Annotated in this window: 16 protein-coding genes; 7 read left to right on the top strand and 9 right to left on the bottom strand. The window is 57.7% G+C overall.

Features of this window, described 5'->3' with window-relative positions:
- Nucleotides 1-150: 150 nt before the first annotated feature.
- Nucleotides 151-363 (top strand): transcription antiterminator/RNA stability regulator CspE, encoded by a 213-nt coding sequence (gene cspE, locus ACQUTP_RS15860; RefSeq protein WP_000014594.1) that lies wholly within the window; start codon nt 151-153, stop codon nt 361-363.
- A gap of 98 nt (nt 364-461) precedes the next feature.
- Here the strand turns inward: cspE and ACQUTP_RS15855 are convergent, their stop codons facing one another.
- The 5 genes from ACQUTP_RS15855 to ACQUTP_RS15835 all read right to left on the bottom strand — a co-directional run bounded on the left by ACQUTP_RS15855 (nt 462) and on the right by ACQUTP_RS15835 (nt 6278).
- On the bottom strand, nt 462-2081 hold the full coding sequence (locus ACQUTP_RS15855) for an ATP-binding cassette domain-containing protein (protein WP_032456721.1): 1620 nt from the start codon (nt 2079-2081) through the stop codon (nt 462-464).
- A gap of 301 nt (nt 2082-2382) precedes the next feature.
- The gene (gene hokA, locus ACQUTP_RS15850) at nt 2383-2535 is read right to left on the bottom strand and encodes a type I toxin-antitoxin system toxin HokA (RefSeq protein WP_004205012.1); all 153 of its coding nucleotides are present in this window, start codon (nt 2533-2535) and stop codon (nt 2383-2385) included.
- A gap of 325 nt (nt 2536-2860) precedes the next feature.
- A complete protein-coding gene (gene glyS, locus ACQUTP_RS15845; protein WP_096833892.1) occupies nt 2861-4930 on the bottom strand; it encodes a glycine--tRNA ligase subunit beta in 2070 nt (689 codons plus the stop codon).
- A 9-nt stretch (nt 4931-4939) separates the two neighbouring features.
- On the bottom strand, nt 4940-5851 hold the full coding sequence (glyQ, locus tag ACQUTP_RS15840; protein WP_004205014.1) for a glycine--tRNA ligase subunit alpha: 912 nt from the start codon (nt 5849-5851) through the stop codon (nt 4940-4942).
- A 127-nt stretch (nt 5852-5978) separates the two neighbouring features.
- Nucleotides 5979-6278: a YsaB family lipoprotein gene (locus ACQUTP_RS15835; RefSeq protein WP_025999219.1), complete on the bottom strand. Its 300-nt coding sequence runs from the start codon at nt 6276-6278 to the stop codon at nt 5979-5981.
- Between the two features lie 179 nt (nt 6279-6457).
- Here ACQUTP_RS15835 and ACQUTP_RS15830 point away from each other — a divergent pair, with 179 nt between their 5' ends.
- Nucleotides 6458-7453: an acyltransferase gene (locus ACQUTP_RS15830; RefSeq protein WP_065903773.1), complete on the top strand. Its 996-nt coding sequence runs from the start codon at nt 6458-6460 to the stop codon at nt 7451-7453.
- A 28-nt stretch (nt 7454-7481) separates the two neighbouring features.
- Here ACQUTP_RS15830 and yiaB read toward each other — a convergent pair whose 3' ends face one another.
- The 3 genes from yiaB to xylA form a co-directional block, all read right to left on the bottom strand.
- On the bottom strand, nt 7482-7853 hold the full coding sequence (gene yiaB / locus ACQUTP_RS15825; RefSeq protein WP_004205017.1) for an inner membrane protein YiaB: 372 nt from the start codon (nt 7851-7853) through the stop codon (nt 7482-7484).
- Nucleotides 7854-8019: 166 nt separating this feature from the next.
- Nucleotides 8020-9474, bottom strand: coding sequence for a xylulokinase (gene xylB, locus ACQUTP_RS15820; protein WP_065802746.1), 1455 nt, complete (start codon nt 9472-9474; stop codon nt 8020-8022).
- 92 nt (nt 9475-9566) lie between these two features.
- Nucleotides 9567-10889: a xylose isomerase gene (gene xylA, locus ACQUTP_RS15815; RefSeq protein ID WP_004205019.1), complete on the bottom strand. Its 1323-nt coding sequence runs from the start codon at nt 10887-10889 to the stop codon at nt 9567-9569.
- A 495-nt stretch (nt 10890-11384) separates the two neighbouring features.
- On the opposite strand from xylA, the gene xylF reads away from it, so the two are divergent.
- From xylF to xylR, 4 genes are all read left to right on the top strand, one after another.
- The gene (xylF, locus tag ACQUTP_RS15810; protein WP_017900027.1) at nt 11385-12380 is read left to right on the top strand and encodes a D-xylose ABC transporter substrate-binding protein; all 996 of its coding nucleotides are present in this window, start codon (nt 11385-11387) and stop codon (nt 12378-12380) included.
- A 63-nt stretch (nt 12381-12443) separates the two neighbouring features.
- Nucleotides 12444-13985, top strand: coding sequence for a xylose ABC transporter ATP-binding protein (locus ACQUTP_RS15805; RefSeq protein WP_017900028.1), 1542 nt, complete (start codon nt 12444-12446; stop codon nt 13983-13985).
- Nucleotides 13963-15144: a xylose ABC transporter permease XylH gene (gene xylH / locus ACQUTP_RS15800; protein WP_017900029.1), complete on the top strand. Its 1182-nt coding sequence runs from the start codon at nt 13963-13965 to the stop codon at nt 15142-15144. Before ACQUTP_RS15805 ends, xylH begins: the two co-directional genes overlap by 23 nt.
- A 233-nt stretch (nt 15145-15377) precedes the next feature.
- Complete coding sequence (xylR, locus tag ACQUTP_RS15795) at nt 15378-16556, top strand: D-xylose utilization transcriptional activator XylR (RefSeq protein WP_004205023.1); 1179 nt, start codon at nt 15378-15380, stop codon at nt 16554-16556.
- A gap of 61 nt (nt 16557-16617) precedes the next feature.
- Here xylR and ACQUTP_RS15790 read toward each other — a convergent pair whose 3' ends face one another.
- Nucleotides 16618-17436, bottom strand: coding sequence for a protein bax (locus ACQUTP_RS15790; RefSeq protein ID WP_017900030.1), 819 nt, complete (start codon nt 17434-17436; stop codon nt 16618-16620).
- A 313-nt stretch (nt 17437-17749) separates the two neighbouring features.
- Between ACQUTP_RS15790 and ACQUTP_RS15785 the strand changes: the two genes are divergently transcribed.
- Entirely contained in the window at nt 17750-19783 is a 2034-nt protein-coding gene (locus tag ACQUTP_RS15785) for an alpha-amylase (RefSeq protein ID WP_048326032.1), read from the top strand.
- Nucleotides 19784-19911 lie beyond the last annotated feature (128 nt).

Below are 19911 nucleotides of genomic sequence, written 5' to 3'. Positions count from 1 at the left end.
GATGTACAGACCACAGAGCAGTCGAATAGAGCAGTCCTTCTAAGGTTATCCAAAGATACCCCCGTAGTGAACTTTCCCTTTATCGCTTTAAATCTGTAGTCCAGACCGCTACGCCGCAAGGCTCACTTATTTTTTTAAAGGTAATTCACTATGTCCGGTAAAATGACTGGTATCGTAAAATGGTTCAACGCTGACAAAGGCTTCGGCTTCATCACTCCTGACGATGGCTCTAAAGACGTGTTCGTACACTTCTCTGCTATCCAGAACGATGGCTACAAATCCCTGGATGAAGGTCAGAAAGTCTCCTTCACCATCGAAAGCGGCGCTAAAGGCCCGGCAGCTGGCAACGTAACTTCTCTGTAAGTTCAAGCCGCTAAGAATCAAGAATCCCTGCCTGATGGCGGGGATTTTTTTTATCTGTCGCCAACAGCCGCCAGCTTACGATGGCGGCTGTTGGGCATTCAGAGCCGGGTATAGCGCCAGCCCGTTTCCTCCCATGCCAGACTATGGGTCAGCCTCAGACCTTGTAAAAACGCCTCATCATGCGACACCACCAGCATCGCGCCGGGAAACGCCGCCAGCGCGCTTTCAATAGCCTGCGTCGATGCTAAATCGAGATGGTTGGTCGGCTCATCCAACAACAGCAGCTGGGCCGGATCGCGTCGCCAGAGTACGCAGGCCAGGGCCGCTTTCAGGCGTTCGCCGCCGCTGAGCGCCGACAGCGGCAGAGTGACCTTATCCGCGCCCAGCTGCAGCTGCGCCAGGCGGGTGCGCAGGAGGCCCTCATCCAGCGGGGTATCTTCCAGGCTCAGGTGCGCCATGACCGATAACGACAGATCCAGCTGCGTCAGATGTTGATCGAGGTAAGCGGCGCTCACCGACAGCCGGACATCGCCTGAGGCGGCCTGCTCCAGCCCCAGCAGCGTTTTCAGCAAAGTGGTTTTGCCACAGCCGTTCGGCCCCTTTAGCGCGATGCGCATTGGACCATCCACGCGCCAGTCCAGCGGCGCAGCCGGTGCATGGTCGAGCTGCAATGCTTCCACCACCAGCACCTGCTTGCCGGCGGCCACTTCGCTGCCTGGCAGGGTGAACATCACCGGCGTATCCTCTTCCACCCGCTCTCGCGCCTGCTGCACGGCGCCATTCAGACTGCTGTTCTGTTCACGATGCTGACGGCGCAGCGTTCCCGGACGCTCTTTTGCCGCGCCTTTGTACTTCACACGTTCAAAAGAGGCGATATTCAGGGTATCAATAGTACGCAATGTCTGCGCCGAGCGCCGCTGGGCGGCGTCATGCTCCTTTTGCATTCGCGCGCGGGTGCGTCGCCGCTCGGTCGTCGCATGGTCCAGCGCCGCGCGTGCGGCCTGCTGCTCCGCCTCACGCTGCCGCTGATATTCAGCATAGTTGCCGCCGTAGCTGCGCAGCGCCGTCGGCGTCAGCTCAATAATCCTCGGCATCCGCGTCAGCAGCTCGCGGTCGTGGCTGGCGATCAGCGCCCCGCCCTGCCAGCTTTCCAGCTGGTGATAGAGCCACTCCCGCCCCTGGCGGTCCAGATGGTTGGTAGGCTCATCCAGCAGCAGATAATCGGCGCCGGAGACAAAGGCGCCGCACAGCAGAGCCTTCATCCGCTCGCCGCCGCTGAGTGAAAAAGCGGGGCGATCGGCAGAGAACGGCGGGAGATCGGCTTCACGGAAAGCTAAACTCAGGCGATCGGTGAGATCCCAGTGGCCATCCAATAGCTCGAAATCGTCGGCCAGTCCATTACCCTGTTCCAGGCGGAACAAGGCGTCAAATACCGGCGCATAGCCGAGAAGCGCGGCGAGGGTGGTCTCCGGCGTGAGCGTCGGCTGCTGCGCCACCCAGGCCACGGCGGCGGCGCGCTCGATATGGCCGCCGGCAGGAGAATCAAGGCCCGCCAGCAGGCGCAGCAGGCGCGTCTTACCGACGCCGTTCCGGCCGACCAGACCGCAAAGGGTCGGTTCCAGCGATAAATTTAGCGGACCAAACAGGGTCTGTCCCGTCGCAAACTGACAGGTGACCTGATGTAAAACAAAAGCGGGGATGTGGGCGCAATGAGCCATAAGCACTCCTGAATGAAATCAATACTCCCCTACCCGCAACATCTGCGAGGTAAGGCGTGAAATTCATCAGTCGTGTTTGTTCATTTGTGGGGCGCGCTCCAGTGAGACGAGGGATTCGTCGGGGCATAGGATAGCCACACTCCGCTATGAATTTCAAGCCCGTTTAATTCAACGGCCGTGTAAAAATAAAAAGGCCTCCTGATATCATGAGGCAAAGGATTTATTTGGTGAACAATGAAAGGGTGCATTGAGAATACCTGACACCGCAAGCGTGGTGGGGATAGATCCCCACCAGATGCTCTTACTGTTTAATATCACAGGCTAAGAATGCCACCAGCTCAATATTTCCCTGCCTGATCTGTAATTCACATAGCGAATCACGAACCATCCAGGTCAATAATAAAATAGTGAAGCAAATCACTACTAAGCCAAACAACAGATACTTTTGCGGCATTCCTCGCCTCCCGTGTTGATTTTCAACAAGTAAGAGGCTACTCTTATGGTGTTCATGCATAGGGGAGCCTCACATTGATTACTATCAGGTGGGGCTTTTCTCTGTCTGTCTCCCGCTGAATACCTGAGACACACAGTCTCAAGCACCCGCCGCCATTCTAGCGTAAATACCTCGCGGAATTATGTTTATATATTCCTAAACATTTCTTATCGATGAATGAAAATAATGAAGATATCAATGACAGAATTATTAGCGGTTCACCTATTTATATTTCACGTATAAAAAAACCTGCCCTGAGGCAGGTCTTTTATTATTTCCGATACGCTTACTGCAGCAGAGAAATATCCGCTACCTGCAGGAACAGCTCGCGCAGTTTGGACAGCAGCGTCAGACGGTTGATGCGAACATCTTTGTCTTCAGCGTTAACCATCACGTTCTCGAAGAACTCATCCACCGGCTCGCGCAGGGCGGCCAGCTCAATCAGCGCATCCTGATAGCGGCCTGCGGCGAAGTACGGCTGCAGCTTGTCGCGCAGCACCACCAGATTGCCCGCCAGCTTAATTTCCGCCGCTTCTTTCAGCACCGAAGCGTGAACGATGTCGTTCAGCGTTTCGTCGGATTTCGCCAGGATGTTGGAGACACGCTTGTTCGCCGCCGCCAGCGCGGAGGACTCTTCCAGAGTACGGAAGTGCGATACCGCCTTCATACGCGCATCGAAATCCGCCGGGCGGGTTGGACGACGCGCCAGTACCGCCTGGATAGTGTCGACACCGTAGCCTTCGTCCTGATACCAGGCGCGGAAACGGCCCAGCATAAAGTCGATCACGTCATCGACCACGTTGGCGTTGGTCAGCTTCTCACCGTACAGACGCACCGCTTCTTCAGTCAGCGTTTGCAGATCGAGATTCAGGTTCTTCTCGACGATAATACGCAGGACGCCCAGCGCGGCGCGGCGCAGCGCAAACGGGTCTTTATCGCCTTTCGGGTGCTGGCCGATACCGAAGATACCCGCCAGGGTGTCCATCTTATCGGCAATCGCCACCGCGCAGGCCACCGGGTTAGACGGCAGCGCGTCGCCGGCAAAGCGCGGCTGATACTGTTCGTTCAGCGCCACGGCCACATCTTCCGCTTCGCCATCATGGCGCGCGTAGTGCATCCCCATCACGCCCTGGGTGTCGGTGAACTCGAAGACCATGTTGGTCATCAGGTCGCACTTGGACAGCAGGCCCGCGCGGGTCGCGTGGTTCACGTCAGCGCCAATCTGCTCGGCAATCCAGCCCGCCAGCGCCTGAATGCGATCGGTCTTGTCGCGCAACGTCCCCAGCTGCTGCTGGAACAGCACGGTTTCCAGACGCGGCAGGTTGTCTTCCAGACGTTTTTTACGGTCGGTGTTGAAGAAGAACTCGGCATCGGCCAGACGCGGACGGACTACCTTCTCGTTACCGGAGATGATCTGCTGCGGATCTTTCGACTCGATGTTAGCGACGAAGATAAAGTTCGGCAGCAGCTTACCGGCGTTGTCGTAGACCGGGAAGTACTTCTGGTCGCCCTTCATGGTGTAAACCAGCGCTTCAGACGGCACCGCGAGGAATTTTTCTTCGAACTTCGCCGTCAGCACCACCGGCCATTCCACCAGCGAGGTGACTTCTTCCAGCAGGCTTTCGCTCAGATCGGCTTTACCGCCAATCTTACGCGCCGCCTCTTCCGCATCGGCTTTGATTTTGGCTTTACGCTGTTCGTAATCGGCGATGACTTTACCGCGCTCCAGCAGGATCTGCGGATACTGGTCGGCATGGTCGATGGTGAATTCCGGCTTGCCCATAAAGCGATGGCCGCGGATCACGCGATCGGACGGAATACCGAGGATAGTAGCCGGGATCACTTTGTCACCCAGCAGCAGCGTGACGGTGTGAACCGGGCGCACGAAGTGGACGTCAGACGCGCCCCAGCGCATCAGTTTCGGGATCGGCAGCTTCGCCAGCGAGCTGGCAATCATGTTCGGCAGCAGGGCTTCAGTGCTTTCGCCCTTCACATGGGCGCGATACAGCAGCCACTCGCCTTTGTCCGTGGTCAGACGTTCGGCCTGATCGACGGTGATACCGCAGCCGCGCGCCCAGCCTTCGGCCGCTTTGCTTGGCTTGCCTTCGGCATCGAACGCCTGGGCAACGGCCGGGCCGCGTTTTTCCACTTCGCGATCGGCCTGCGCCGCCGCCAGGTTGGCTACCTTCAGCGCCAGACGACGCGGAGCGGCAAACCATTCCACTTTACCGTGCGCGAGGCCGGCGTTATCCAGCTCTGCGGTCACGTTCGCAGCAAAAGATTCCGCCAGGCTGCGCAGCGCTTTTGGTGGCAGCTCTTCAGTGCCGATTTCCACCAGAAAAGTATTCTCAGACATGGCCGCCTCTTATTTATTCTTGTTGCACATCGGGAAGCCGAGCGCTTCACGGGAAGCGTAGTACGCTTCCGCCACTGCTTTCGTCAGGGTGCGAATGCGCAGGATATAGCGCTGACGCTCGGTGACGGAGATGGCTTTACGCGCATCCAGCAGGTTGAAGCTGTGAGCCGCTTTCAGAATACGCTCGTAGGCCGGCAGCGGCAGCGGGGTCTCCAGCGCCAGCAGCTGCTGGGCCTCTTTCTCATACTGCTCGAAGCAGGAGAAGAGGAAATCGACGTCGGCGTATTCGAAGTTATAGGTGGACTGCTCCACTTCGTTCTGGTGGAACACGTCGCCGTAGGTGGTTTTCCCCAGCGGGCCGTCGCTCCAGACCAGGTCGTAGACGCTGTCGACGCCCTGGATGTACATCGCCAGACGCTCCAGACCGTAGGTGATCTCGCCGGTCACCGGCTTACACTCCAGGCCGCCCACCTGCTGGAAGTAGGTGAACTGCGTCACTTCCATGCCGTTGAGCCACACTTCCCAACCCAGACCCCAGGCGCCCAGCGTCGGGTTTTCCCAGTTGTCTTCGACGAAGCGAATGTCGTGAATGGTCGGGTCCATACCCAGCTCTTTCAGCGACCCGAGGTACAGCTCCTGGATGTTGTCCGGAGAAGGCTTAATCACCACCTGAAACTGATAGTAATGCTGTAAACGGTTCGGGTTTTCGCCATAGCGGCCATCGGTTGGACGACGGGAAGGCTGTACGTAGGCGGTCGCCATCGGCTCCGGCCCTAGCGCGCGCAGGCAGGTCATCGGGTGAGAGGTGCCGGCGCCGACTTCCATGTCCAGTGGTTGAACAATGGTGCAGCCCTGACGAGCCCAGTAATCCTGTAAGGTCAGGATCAGGCCCTGGAAGGTCCTGGTATCAAACTTTTGCATATGATTTCGTGCTGGATACGTGTGGATTTAAAGGAAGGAGTCAGTATACCCGCTGGCTGCGAGATATACAGTACGAAACGGCGTAGTTTCAGGAAAACGGACGAAATTTACGCCAGGTGGGGTCGATTCAGCGCATCGAAAGATGCATAAACTGGCCGTCCGGGTCAAAGGAACAGATGAAACGTTCATTCTTGCCGGTACGGCCCGACAGCTCATAGCTTGCCTGGAATTGTTCAAAATGGTTCACGTCAACTAACTGCGTTTGCGTGTTATAGCGGATAGCGGCCTGGTCCTTGCAAAGCTGCGCCATATTGAGCGTGGTTTGCGGGGTAATACGCGCGCGCTGCGCTTTTTGCGCCGGCGGGGAAACGGTCTCGCTGCAGCCCGCAAGGAGCAGCACCAGCATTATGGAAACGACACCTTTCACCACGTTCTCCTCCACCGCCTTGTTAGCAAGTTGTTATCGTAAATATTCAGTATTACAGGTATTTTGCGAATATCATGAAACAGCGACAAGTCTGTGACCAAAAACTCAGACTAATCTCGTGCGACACCGGGGCATAAGGCGGGTCAGACCTTATTTCGCCAGTAGACTTTGAGGGACGGATGCAAGAAAAGATTCACTGGATCACCAACCTGCGCGGCATTGCCTGCATGATGGTGGTGATGATCCACAGTACCAGCTGGTATATCACTCATCCGCATGCGATTACGCTGCTGCAATGGGATATCGCCAATCTGCTCAATTCCACCTCCCGCGTCAGCGTGCCGCTGTTTTTTATGATCTCGGGCTACCTCTTTTTTGGGGAACGCAGCGCCCAGCCGCGCCACTTCTGGCGGATTGGCCTGTGCATTGCGTTCTATAGCGCGCTTTCTCTGCTGTATATCGCGCTGTTTACCCATATCAACGTCGAGCTGTCGTTAAAGAATGTGCTGCAGAAGCCTGTCTTCTACCACCTGTGGTTTTTCTTTGCTATCACCGTTATCTACCTGCTCTCGCCGCTTATTCAGGTTAAGTCCGTCAGCGGCAAAATGCTGCTGACGCTGATGGCGATCCTCGGCATTCTGGCCAACCCCAATATGGTCGGCGTCAAAGCCGCCGGGATTGAGTGGTTGCCGGTCAACCTCTATATCAATGGCGACACCTTTTATTACGTGCTCTACGGCGTGCTGGGCAGGGCCATTGGCACCCTGAACACGGATAAAAAATGGCTGACCCCGCTCTGCGCCGCGCTGTTCCTCGCCGCCGTGTGGGTCATCTCCCGCGGCACGCTGCATGAGCTGCGCTGGCGCGGGGACTTCGGCGACACCTGGTATCTCTACTGCGGACCGGCGGTGTTCGTTTGCGCGGTCACCCTGCTGACGCTCGCCAAAAACTGGCTTAACGCGCGTCCCCTGCCCGGTATCGAATGTATTGCGCGTCATTCTCTGGGGATTTACGGCTTCCATGCCCTGATTGTACATGCGCTGCGCGCCAGCCATCTGGAACTGAGCCGCTGGCCGCTGCTGGATATTGTGTGGATTTTCAGCGCCGCCCTGCTCGGCAGTCTGCTGCTGTCCGGCCTGGTGCAGCGGGTTGATCGCCGCCGGCTGGTCAGCTAACGGCCCGGCGCACCGGACAACCGGGCGCCTATTCCGTTTTTTGCACCGCGCGGGCGACGCGGGCCCGTTCGGGGGTCGCAGATGCGCCGTATAAGCAGACAAACCACGCCGCGATATAGACGGCTTTTTCATACCAGTCTGCCGGCACATGCCAGGCGCCCACCAGCAGCAGGCCCGCCGACAGCAGCAACACCAGCCGGCATAACGCGATAAATCCGTCGTCCTGCCCCTGCCACCGTCTGGCGCGCTGATGGGCGAGGACGGCAAACATCCCCATCACCAGTACGCCAAGAAAATAACCTTTACCGCTAAACAGCGGGCAGGTCCGCCAGATACCCAGCAGATAAACCAGCGACCCTGCTGCCATCATCCCTCTGGCAATACTGCGTTTTATATTCATCGCTCCTCCCTGTCGACACGCGCTGATTATGACCGAACCGCCCGGCGATGGCGCAGGCCAGGTGCAGCAAAGCTGACATTTCGGAATTAATAAATACGTGTTTTGGATGAATGCAGACTGGACATTCAGGGGAGTAATCCGCCCGGCGCTGCCGGACGGACTGAGGCTATGACATCAGCGGTTTCAGCTGCTGATAAATCTGGCGGAAGGTTTCCCGCTGCGGCGCATAGTGGGCCACTCGGCGATCGTCCGGGCGATGCGCTTGCTCAAGCGGCAGCGGCGTCAACAGCCCGGCGCGGTCGGCTTCGCCGTGCACCGCCAGCTGCGCCAGCCTGGCCGCCCCCAGCGCCGGGCCGACGTCGCCCCCGGTACGGTAATCGAGCTGCTGGCCGCTGATATCCGCCAGCATTTGTCGCCAGTAAGCGCTACGCGCCCCGCCGCCGATAAGGGTGATGCTCTGCGGCTTGATGCCGCAGGCGTGTACCACGTCCATACCGTCCGCCAGCGCATAGCCCACCCCCTCCAGTACTGCCCGCGCCAGCTCTGCCGGCCCATGCTGATGCGTCAGGCCGAAGAAGACGCCCTTGGCCTGCGGGTTGTTGTGCGGCGTGCGTTCGCCCGACAGATAGGGCAGGAACCACACCGGACCGGCGCTCTCGTCGGCTGACTGTGCCGCCGCAATCAGCGCCGGCACGCTGGCGAGACCGGTTAATTTCGCCGCCCAGTCCAGACAGGAGGCCGCGCTGAGCATCACCGACATCAAATGCCAGCGGCCCGGTAGCGCATGACAAAAGCTATGCACCGCGCTTTCAGGCTTGCTGAGGAATCCTTCGCTGACCGCGAAATACACACCTGAAGTGCCCAGCGACAGCATCGCCTGACCGGCATCGGCCATGCCAACCCCGACCGCGCCGGCGGCGTTGTCGCCGCCGCCCCCCACCACCAGCGCCTGTGGCATATTCCACGCCTGCGCCACCTCCGGGCGCAGCTGCCCGGTGACGTCGCTGCCTTCAAACAGGGCCGGCATCGCGTCCCGGTTGAGATCGCAGGCGGCGAGCATCTCATCGCTCCAGTCGCGTCGGGCGACGTCCATCCACAGGGTACCGGCGGCGTCAGACATATCGCTGGCAAGCTCGCCGGTCATCCGCAGACGCAGATAATCCTTCGGCAGCAGCACTTTATCGACCTGGCTGAACACCGCCGCCTCGTGGCGCTGCACCCACAAGAGCTTCGGCGCCGTAAAGCCCGGCATCATCAGGTTGCCGGTGATCTGCCGGGAAGCGCTGACTTTTTCCTCCAGCAGCTGGCACTCTTCGCCGCAGCGGCCGTCATTCCATAAAATGGCAGGACGCAGCACCTGTAACGATTTATCCAGCAGGGTGGCGCCGTGCATCTGCCCGGCGATCCCCAGCGCCTTCACGTCGCGCAGACTATGCTGCGCGCCCAGGGCTTTCATCGCCGTGTCCGTAGCCTGCCACCACTGCTCGGGATCTTGTTCCGACCACAGCGGATGCGGACGCGAGACTGTAAGCTTTTCGGTATGCGATGCCACCACATCACCCTGCTCATTGAGCAGAATGGCTTTGACGCCCGATGTCCCCAGATCGATGCCGATATACATACTCCCTCTCCTTAAACGCGCGCCACGGCTGAGCGTGGCGCGAACAGAGCATCCTGGTGGCGACCCCGGTCACGCCGGGCGCCGCCGCATGATTACTTGTCAAACAGATAATGGTTGACCAGGTTTTCCAGTTGTTCCTGCTGGCCGCTGCGATGCTGCGGCGCCAGCTGATGCTGAACGGCATACTGGGCAATGTCGCTGAGGGTCATCTGCCCGTTCAGGATCTGCTGCCCCAGCTCGCCGTTCCAGCCGGCGTAGCGTTTGGCCACGCGTTTATCCAGTTCACCGTCCTCGATCATCCGCGCCGCGACCTTCAACGACAGCGCCATGGTATCCATCGCGCCGATATGGCCGTAGAACAGATCATATTTGTCGGTGCTCTGACGGCGCACTTTCGCATCAAAATTGAGGCCGCCGGTGGTGAAGCCGCCCGCTTTGAGAATTTCATACATCACCAGCGCGTTCTCTTCGACGCTGTTCGGGAACTGGTCGGTATCCCAGCCCAGCTGCGGATCGCCGCGGTTGGCGTCGACGGAACCGAACAGCCCCAGCGCGATGGCCGTCGCGATCTCATGATGGAAAGAGTGGCCGGCGAGGGTCGCATGGTTGGCTTCAATGTTCAGTTTAATCTCTTTTTCCAGGCCAAACTGCTTGAGGAAGCCGTAAACGGTAGAGGCATCATAATCATACTGATGCTTGGTAGGCTCCTGCGGTTTGGGCTCGATCAGCAGCGTGCCTTTAAAGCCGATTTTGTGCTTATGCTCCACCACCAGCTGCATAAAGCGGCCAATCTGTTCACGCTCCTGGCGCAGGTCGGTATTCAGCAGGGTTTCATAGCCCTCGCGACCGCCCCACAGAACATAGTTTTCGCCGCCCAGCTGATGGGTGGCATTCATGGCGGTGACCACCTGGGTGGCCGCCCAGCTGAACACTTCCGGGTCCGGGTTGGTGGCCGCACCAGCGCCGTAGCGCGGGTTGGTGAAGCAGTTTGCGGTCCCCCACAGAAGCTTGACGCCGCTCTGCTGCTGCTTCTCCGCCAGTACCTCGACCATCCGGGCGAAGTTATTGCTGTACTCCTTGAGCGAACTCCCTTCCGGCGAGACGTCAACGTCGTGGAAGCAGTAGTAAGGCACGTTGAGTTTATGGAAAAATTCGAACGCCACATCGGCTTTGCGTTTGGCCATCTCCAGGGCGTCGCCAGGCTGCTGCCATGGGCGATCGAAGGAGCCCACGCCAAACATATCGGCGCCATTCCAGCAGAAAGTGTGCCAGTAACAGGCCGCAAAACGCAGATGATCTTCCATCCGTTTGCCCAGCACCAGTTCATCCGGGTTGTAATGACGGAAAGCCAGCGGGTTAGTGGATTTCGGGCCTTCGTAACGAACGCGATCGAGTTGATCGAAATAGGTCTGCATAGAGAACTCCATATTCAGAGATGCGGCGAATAACCAATCAGGTACCCTAAATAATTCGAGTTGCAGGAAGGCGGCAGGAGCGCGAGTCCCCGATAACCAGGGGGCGAAGCAACGAATGTCACCAACACACCTACAACTTGAAGTATGACGGGTTTAAGCCAATATAGAATTTCGCTTTCATTTTCCTCAATTACGTTATTTCACACCGCCATTGAGAGAATCCACAAACGTGCGCTAGCTCGCAAAAAATAATATCTGCTCGTTCTTCTGCCGTCCTGTCAGAGAAGTCCAGTGCAATAATAAGAGTGTGCATGAATAAAATACGATCGCCGTCATAATTTACGCATTAAACGAAATTTCATAACCGCAAAATAAAAACCGGTAATTGCCAGCCCTGCTTTCCGCGTTAAGAATCTGTAACGTATCCGCAACCTCATGTATCAAACATTATTTTCCGTTCGTCTTACCTACCCTTACAAAAAAGGTATCGTTATTATGAAGATAAAGAACCTTTGCCTTACGCTTTGCGCCAGCTCCCTCCTGCTCGCCAGCATGGCGGGGATGGCGAAAGAAGTGAAGATTGGCATGGCCATCGACGATCTGCGTCTGGAGCGCTGGCAGAAAGACCGCGATATTTTCGTCAATAAAGCGGAATCCTTAGGCGCCAAAGTTTTTGTTCAGTCCGCCAATGGCAATGAAGAAACGCAAATGTCGCAAATTGAAAACATGATCAACCGCGGCGTCGATGTCTTAGTCATTATTCCTTATAACGGTCAGGTGCTCAGCAACGTTATTAAAGAGGCCAAACAGGAAGGTATTAAAGTCCTGGCCTATGATCGCATGATTAATAATGCTGATATTGATTTTTATATTTCTTTCGACAATGAAAAAGTCGGCGAAATGCAGGCGCAAAGCCTGGTCGACAAAGTGCCGCAGGGTAATTATTTCCTGATGGGCGGTTCGCCGGTGGATAATAATGCCAAACTGTTCCGCGCCGGGCAGATGAAGGTCCTCAAGCCGTATGTCGATGAGGGCAAAATTAAGATTGTCGGCGATCAGTGGGTTGACGGCTGGCTGCCGGAAAACGCGCTGAAAATAATGGAAAACGCGTTGACGGCGAATAATAACAAAATCGACGCCGTGGTTGCCTCCAATGACGCCACCGCCGGCGGCGCCATCCAGGCCTTAACCGCCCAGGGGCTGGCCGGCAAAGTGGCGATCTCCGGTCAGGATGCTGACCTGGCGGGCGTGAAGCGCATTATTTCCGGTACCCAGACGATGACCGTCTATAAACCGATTACCACCCTGGCCACCAACGCCGCCGAAATCGCCGTTGAGCTGGGCAACGATAAGCAGCCGAAGTCTGACACTACGCTGAATAACGGTTTAAAAGATGTCCCTTCGCGCCTGTTAACGCCAATTGAAGTGAATAAAGAGAATATCGACGCCACGGTGATTAAAGACGGTTTCCATAAAAAGAGTGAACTGTAATGGCTGACGCCCCGCTGCGGGGCGTCATTTTCATCCCGCCGGATATCACTTTTCGGAGTCTTTATGGCCTGGCTACTCGAAATGAAGAACATCACCAAAACCTTCGGCGCCGTTAAGGCCGTGGATAATGTCAGCCTGCGCCTGAACGCTGGCGAGGTGGTCTCGTTATGCGGTGAAAATGGTTCGGGAAAATCGACGCTGATGAAAGTGCTGTGCGGTATCTATCCGCACGGAAGCTATGAGGGGGAGATTATTTTTGCCGGCGAAACGCTGCAGGCAAACCATATTCGCGATACCGAACGCAAAGGCATCGCCATTATTCATCAGGAGCTGGCGCTGGTGAAACATCTCACCGTGCTGGAGAACATTTTCCTCGGCGCCGAGATCTCCCGCCACGGTCTGCTGGATTATGAAACCATGACGCTGCGCTGCCAGAAGCTGCTGGCGCAGGTCAATCTGCCCATTTCGCCCGACACCCGCGTCGGCGACCTCGGCCTCGGTCAGCAGCAGCTGGTGGAGATCGCCAAGGCGCTGAATAAACAGGTTCGCCTGCTGATCCTCGACGAACCGACCGCCTCCTTAACCGAACAAGAGACCGCGACGCTGCTGGCGATCGTTCGCGATCTGCAAAACCACGATATCGCCTGCATCTATATTTCGCACAAGCTCAATGAGGTCAAAGCGATCTCCGATACAATCTGCGTGATCCGCGACGGCCAGCACATCGGCACTCGCGACGCCAGCGGCATGAGCGAAGACGACATCATCACCATGATGGTTGGCCGGGAGCTCACCGCGCTCTATCCCAGCGAACCGCACGCCCACGGCGAGGAGATCCTGCGGGTCGAACACTTGACCGCCTGGCACCCGGTAAACCGTCATATTAAACGGGTCAACGACGTCTCGTTTTCCCTGCGTCGCGGGGAAATCCTCGGCATCGCCGGGCTGGTCGGCGCCGGACGGACCGAGGCGGTGCAGTGCCTGTTCGGCGTCTGGCCGGGGCGCTGGCAGGGGGAGATTTTTATTGATGGCCAGCCGGTCAGCATCACTAACTGTCAGCAGGCCATTGGCCACGGCATCGCCATGGTGCCGGAAGACCGCAAAAAAGACGGTATCGTGCCGGTAATGGCGGTAGGTAAGAACATTACCCTGGCAGCGCTCAGCCAGTTCACCGGCGCGATGAGCAGCCTGGACGACGCCGCCGAGCAGCACTGTATTGAGCAGTCCATTCAGCGATTGAAAATTAAAACCTCCTCGCCGGAGCTGGCGATTGGCCGCCTGAGCGGTGGCAACCAGCAAAAGGCGATTCTGGCCCGCTGTCTGCTGCTTAATCCGCGCATTCTGATCCTCGACGAACCCACCCGCGGCATCGATATCGGGGCGAAGTATGAAATTTATAAACTGATTAACCAGCTGGTGCAGCAGGGCATCGCGGTCATTGTCATTTCATCCGAACTGCCCGAGGTGCTTGGTCTTAGCGATCGGGTGCTGGTCATGCACGAAGGCAGGCTAAAAGCCAATTTGGTTAATCAACATCTGACCCAGGAACAGGTGATGGAAGCCGCGCTGAGGAGCGAACGCCATGTCGAAGAACACGTCGTCTGAAATCAAACTTACTCCAACCGCCCCTACCGCCCTGCCGGCGCTGAAGGGGCTTAACCTCCAGGTCTTCGTGATGATCGCCGCGATCGTCGTCATTATGCTGTTTTTCACCTGGGTTACCGATGGCGCCTACCTGAGCGCACGCAATATCTCCAACCTGCTGCGCCAGACGGCCATCACCGGCATCCTCGCCGTCGGCATGGTGTTTGTGATTATTTCGGCAGAAATCGACCTGTCCGTCGGCTCGATGATGGGGCTTCTCGGCGGCGCGGCAGCGATCTTTGACGTCTGGCTCGGCTGGCCGCTGCCGCTCACCATTCTGGTGACGCTGGTGATGGGCCTGCTGCTCGGCGCGTGGAACGGATGGTGGGTGGCCTATCGTAAGGTTCCCTCGTTTATCGTCACCCTCGCCGGGATGCTGGCGTTTCGCGGCATTCTGATCGGCATCACCAACGGGACCACCGTCTCGCCCACCAGCCCGGCGATGGCGCAGATCGGCCAAAGCTACCTGCCAGATGGCATTGGCTTTGGCATCGGCGTTGTCGGCATGGCGGCGTTCATTATCTGGCAGTGGCGCGGACGGATGCGCCGGCAGGCGTTAGGTCTCGCGACCGCGTCTTCCACCGCCGCCGTTGGCCGCCAGGCCATTACCGCGGTGATTGTGCTGGGCGCAATCTGGCTGCTCAATGACTATCGCGGTGTGCCGACGCCGGTACTGATCCTCGCCGCCCTGCTGCTGGCAGGGCTGTTCATGGCCACTCGTACCGCCTTTGGCCGCCGCATCTACGCCATCGGCGGCAACCTGGAGGCGGCACGCCTGTCCGGGATTAACGTCGAGCGCACCAAGCTGGCGGTGTTTGCCATTAACGGCCTGATGGTCGCCATTGCCGGACTGATCCTCAGCTCGCGCCTCGGCGCGGGGTCGCCCTCGGCGGGCAACATCGCCGAACTGGACGCCATCGCCGCCTGCGTTATCGGCGGCACCAGCCTGGCGGGCGGGATCGGCAGCGTCGCCGGGGCGGTAATGGGGGCGTTTATTATGTCGGCCCTGGATAACGGCATGAGCATGATGGACGTCGCCACCTTCTGGCAATATATCGTCAAAGGCGCCATTTTGCTGCTGGCGGTGTGGATGGACTCCGCCACCAAGCGGCGCGCGTAAGGAAGCGCTCTCTGAAGAATGTCTGAATTCTTTGCGCTACCGCCAAACTTCGCCATAAGGCGCTTGAAATATCTCGGGCATTAGCCGGTAGTGTATACCCAACAGCATTCGGGTTGCAGACGGCGCATCCCGGCCGCGTATCGCGTACGTGGCCGGGGTGAATGAGAAAGCCAGGCCATCGGCAACATCATGAATGAAGGGGTATGACCGGGGTTAGAGCAGGAACATCATCTATGTTTGAAAAGCGTCACCGTATTACGCTGTTATTCAACGCCAACAAAGCTTATGACCGTCAGGTGGTTGAGGGTGTCGGCGAGTATCTGCAGGCCTCCCAGCTGGAGTGGGATATCTTTATTGAAGAGGATTTTCGGGCGCGAATCGAAAACATCAAAGAGTGGTTAGGCGATGGCGTTATCGCCGACTATGACGATCCCGAAATCGAAAAGCTACTGGCCGATGTCAACGTCCCCATCGTCGGCGTCGGCGGCTCTTATCATCAGCCAGAGCAGTACCCGCCGGTCCACTATATCGCCACGGACAACGCCGCGCTGGTGGAAAGCGCCTTTCTTCATCTGAAGGAAAAAGGAGTACACCGCTTCGCGTTTTACGGACTCCCCACCTCCAGCGGTAAACGCTGGGCAGTAGAGCGCGAGTACGCCTTCTGCCAGTTGGTGGCGAAGGAGAAGTATCGCGGCGTGGTCTACCAGGGGCTGGAGACGGCGCCGGAAAACTGGCAGCACGCGCAAAACCGGCTCGCCGACTGGTTGCAAACGCTGCCGCCGCAAACCGGCATCATCGCCGTCACCGACGCCCGCGCCCGCCACGTCCTGCAGGCCTGCGAGCTGCTGCATATCCCGGTGCCAGAGAAACTGTGCGTTATTGGCATCGATAACGAAGAGCTGACCCGCTATCTCTCTCGCGTCGCCCTCTCCTCCGTCGCCCAGGGCACCCGCCAGATGGGTTATCAGGCGGCAAAATTACTCCACCGGCTGCTGAATAACGAGGCGCTCCCGCTGCAGCGCCAGCTGATCCCGCCGATGCGCGTCGTTGAGCGACGCTCCACCGACTACCGGTCGTTAAACGACCCCTCCGTGATTCAGGCGATGCATTACATTCGCAACAACGCCTGCAAAGGCATCAAGGTGGAGCAGGTGCTCGACGCCGTCGGCATTTCACGCTCCAACCTGGAGAAACGCTTTAAAGAGGAAGTGGGGGAGACCATCCACACGGTGATCCACAGCGAGAAACTGGAAAAGGCGCGCAGCCTGCTGGTGTCCACCAGCCTGTCGATCAATGAGATTTCGCAGATGTGCGGCTACCCGTCGCTGCAATATTTCTATTCGGTGTTTAAGAAGGAGTACGACGTGACGCCGAAAGAGTACCGTGACCGGCACAGTGAAGTCATGATGTAGAGAGCAAAGAAAAATGCCCGGGCTTGCGCGCCGGGCATTAATAATGACGTAGATAAGCACATTACATGTGCGCGGCAATTAACCGCTGGTTATCCTGATACATCGCGAAGAGATAGTTGTTGTAGCTCGACCCTTTGGTCGAATACCCCTTCAGCTTATGAATCATGGTGCTGGCCGTTACTTCCTGATCCGCCTTACGCAGCTGCAGGCGCGATTTGCGGAAAGAGGAATAGGCCGGGTGGGTGTTCAGGTTGGTGACGTAAGCCTGTACCGACTGCTCCACCGACTCAAACTGCGAGTAGCCTTTCATCGCGCCGCGGCAGCGACCAGCGCCGCACTTCATGCCGAACAGATTGTTGTTCTCACGCGCCAGCTTAGAGGTACCCCAGCCACTTTCCGCCGCCGCCATGGTCGCAACCATGCTGTTCGGAATAATGTCGACACGCTCAAGCAGCGCGTTCCATGGCACATGACGCGTATTGCCTGACCACTTCACCTTGTAACGCGTCGCGATATCTTTCAGGCGCGCCTTTTCGCTCGGCGACCAGCGAGCATCGTACTGCTTGGAAACAAGCCAGTTACGATCCGCAGTAATCGCCTGATTCTGCTTGGTAATATAAGGCATGACCGTCCGGAGAAACGCTTTTTTCCTTGGTGTTCCGGAAGGGTATTTTCGCAAGTCAGGAAGTGAACTGCTCTTTACACTATTGCGAGAATACTCTTGTTTACTGCTTACCTTAGTACTACTGATCTTCTTAACCGTTGGGGCTTTATGACTCTTTGTTGCTGTGTGCGTTGTTGCCAACACACTACCTGAAAAGACGCAGGTTAGTAACATAAGTATGGCGGCCCCATATCGTCGTATGGGATTCGATATCATCAGGTCTCCTGGTCGGATATATGCATTCCAACACCTTGTTTTTCACAAAAAAACGATAGCTGAATCGCTAATAGTATCAAAAATACGCACTGAGGGCATCAACAGAAATAGTCCAATTCCGAATTGCTGTCATCTGAAATCGGTTTCTGCGCCGCATCGCCAGCGCGAAAATGCTAGCTTCGTCTCATTTTTAGCCTATTTTTTGAGCGGTGTCACTCACCCCTTTTCATCCTCCTGGCAAAACGTCCGCCGGGAGGAGTTCACCCTTGCGGCAACAAGGCACACTAGATAAAAACCGCTCAAGGATCCCGCAATGAAACTCGCTGCGCTTGCCACGTTATTCGTGCCTGGGATGGCCTTTGCCGCCTGGACCACCGCCGACTTCCCTGCTTTCACCGAAGAAGGGACGGGCCGCTTCATCAGCCAGAAAGTGGTTGAGAAGGGTACACGTCCCCTGCAGCTAAATTTTGACCAACAGTGCTGGCAGCCTTCCGGCGGCATTAAGCTCAACCAGATGCTCTCCATGGAACCCTGTCGCGGCACGCCGCCGCAATGGCGCATCTTCCGCCAGGGCCTGTATACCCTGGAGGTGGATACCCGCTCCGGCACGCCGACGATGATGATTTCGCTGGAGGAAAAAGAGGCCAGCGCCGCAGCGCCGCAGATCCGCCAGTGTCCGAAGTGGGATGGAAAACCTCTGACCATCGACGTTAGCAAAACCTTCGCCGAGGGCAGTAAGGTTCGCGATTTTTACAGCGGCAATGTCGCGACTGTCAGCGGCGGCAAAATCACTCTGCAGCCCGCCTTCGGCAGCAATGGCCTGCTGCTGCTTGAGCGCGCCGAGACGGCCGCGCCGGCGCCGTTCGACTGGCACAACGCCACCGTCTACTTCGTCCTGACCGACCGCTTCGTGAACGGTAACCCGGCCAACGACAATAGCTATGGCCGACATAAAGACGGCATGCAGGAGATAGGCACCTTCCACGGCGGCGACCTGCAGGGATTAACCAGCAAGCTGGATTATCTGCAGCAGATGGGGGTCAATGCCCTGTGGATCAGCTCCCCGCTCGAGCAGATCCACGGCTGGGTCGGCGGTGGGACGAAAGGCGATTTCCCGCACTACGCCTACCACGGCTATTACACTCAGGACTGGTCGAAACTGGACGCCAACATGGGGACCGAAGCGGATCTCCGCCGGCTGGTGGATGAAGCGCATAAGCGCGGAATACGTATTCTGTTCGACGTGGTGATGAACCATACCGGCTACGCCACCCTGGCCGACATGCAGGAGTTCCAGTTCGGCTCCCTGTATCTGCAAGGGGATGAGCTGAAAAAAACCCTCGGCGAGCGCTGGACGGACTGGAAGCCCGGCGCGGGCCAGACCTGGCACAGCTTTAACGACTATATCAACTTCAGCGACAAGGCCGGTTGGGAGAAGTGGTGGGGTAAGAAGTGGATCCGCACCGATATCGGCGATTACGACAACCCGGGCTATGACGACCTCACCATGTCGCTGGCCTTCCTGCCGGACCTGAAAACCGAATCGAAGGAGGCGTCGGGCCTGCCGAACTTCTATAGCCATAAACCGGACACTGCGGCGAAGGCGATCCCGGGCTATACGCCGCGCGACTACCTGACCCACTGGCTGAGCCAGTGGGTGCGCGACTACGGCATCGACGGCTTCCGCGTCGATACCGCTAAACATGTGGAGATGGATGCCTGGCAGCAGTTAAAAACCCAGGCCACCGCCGCGCTGGCGGAGTGGAAAAAAGCCAATCCGGATAAAGCGCTGGATGCGGCGCCGTTCTGGATGACCGGGGAAGCCTGGGGACACGGGGTGATGGAGAGCGATTACTATCGCCACGGTTTTGATGCGATGATCAATTTCGACTATCAGGACCAGGCGGCGAAAGCGGCGACCTGCATGGCCAACATTGACCTCACCTGGCAGCAAATGGCGGACAAGCTGCAGAGCTTTAACGTGCTGAGCTACCTCTCCTCACACGATACGCGCCTGTTCCGCGAAGGTGGCACCACGGCGGCAGAGCTGCTGCTGCTGGCCCCTGGCGCCGTGCAGATCTTCTATGGTGACGAGTCGTCGCGCCCGTTCGGCCCCACCGGCTCGGACCCGCTGCAGGGCACCCGTTCAGAGATGAACTGGCAGGATGTCAACGGTAAAGCGGCCCGCAGCGTTACCCACTGGCAGAAGATCGGCCAGTTCCGCGCGCGCCATCCGGCGATCGGCATGGGCAAACAGACAACGCTGTCGATGCCGCGGGGTTACGGATTCGTGCGCGAGAGCGGTGAAGACAAAGTGATGGTCATCTGGGCCGGACAACAGCAGTAATACAGGAGTGGCTCCCTGCCCGGCGGGGAGCCATTCAGAACAATACGCTGATAAAATATCGATTCACAGGATAAAAACAAAAATACCCCTCTTCCCTTCGATTTGCACCACGCTGGCGCTGGCGTTAT

Source organism: Klebsiella sp. 2-CIP_Kleb., from assembly GCF_050378715.1.
Lineage (GTDB): Bacteria > Pseudomonadota > Gammaproteobacteria > Enterobacterales > Enterobacteriaceae > Klebsiella > Klebsiella quasipneumoniae.
The sequence above is the reverse complement of the archived record's forward strand: the minus strand, read 5'-3'. Positions and strand labels throughout refer to the sequence as shown.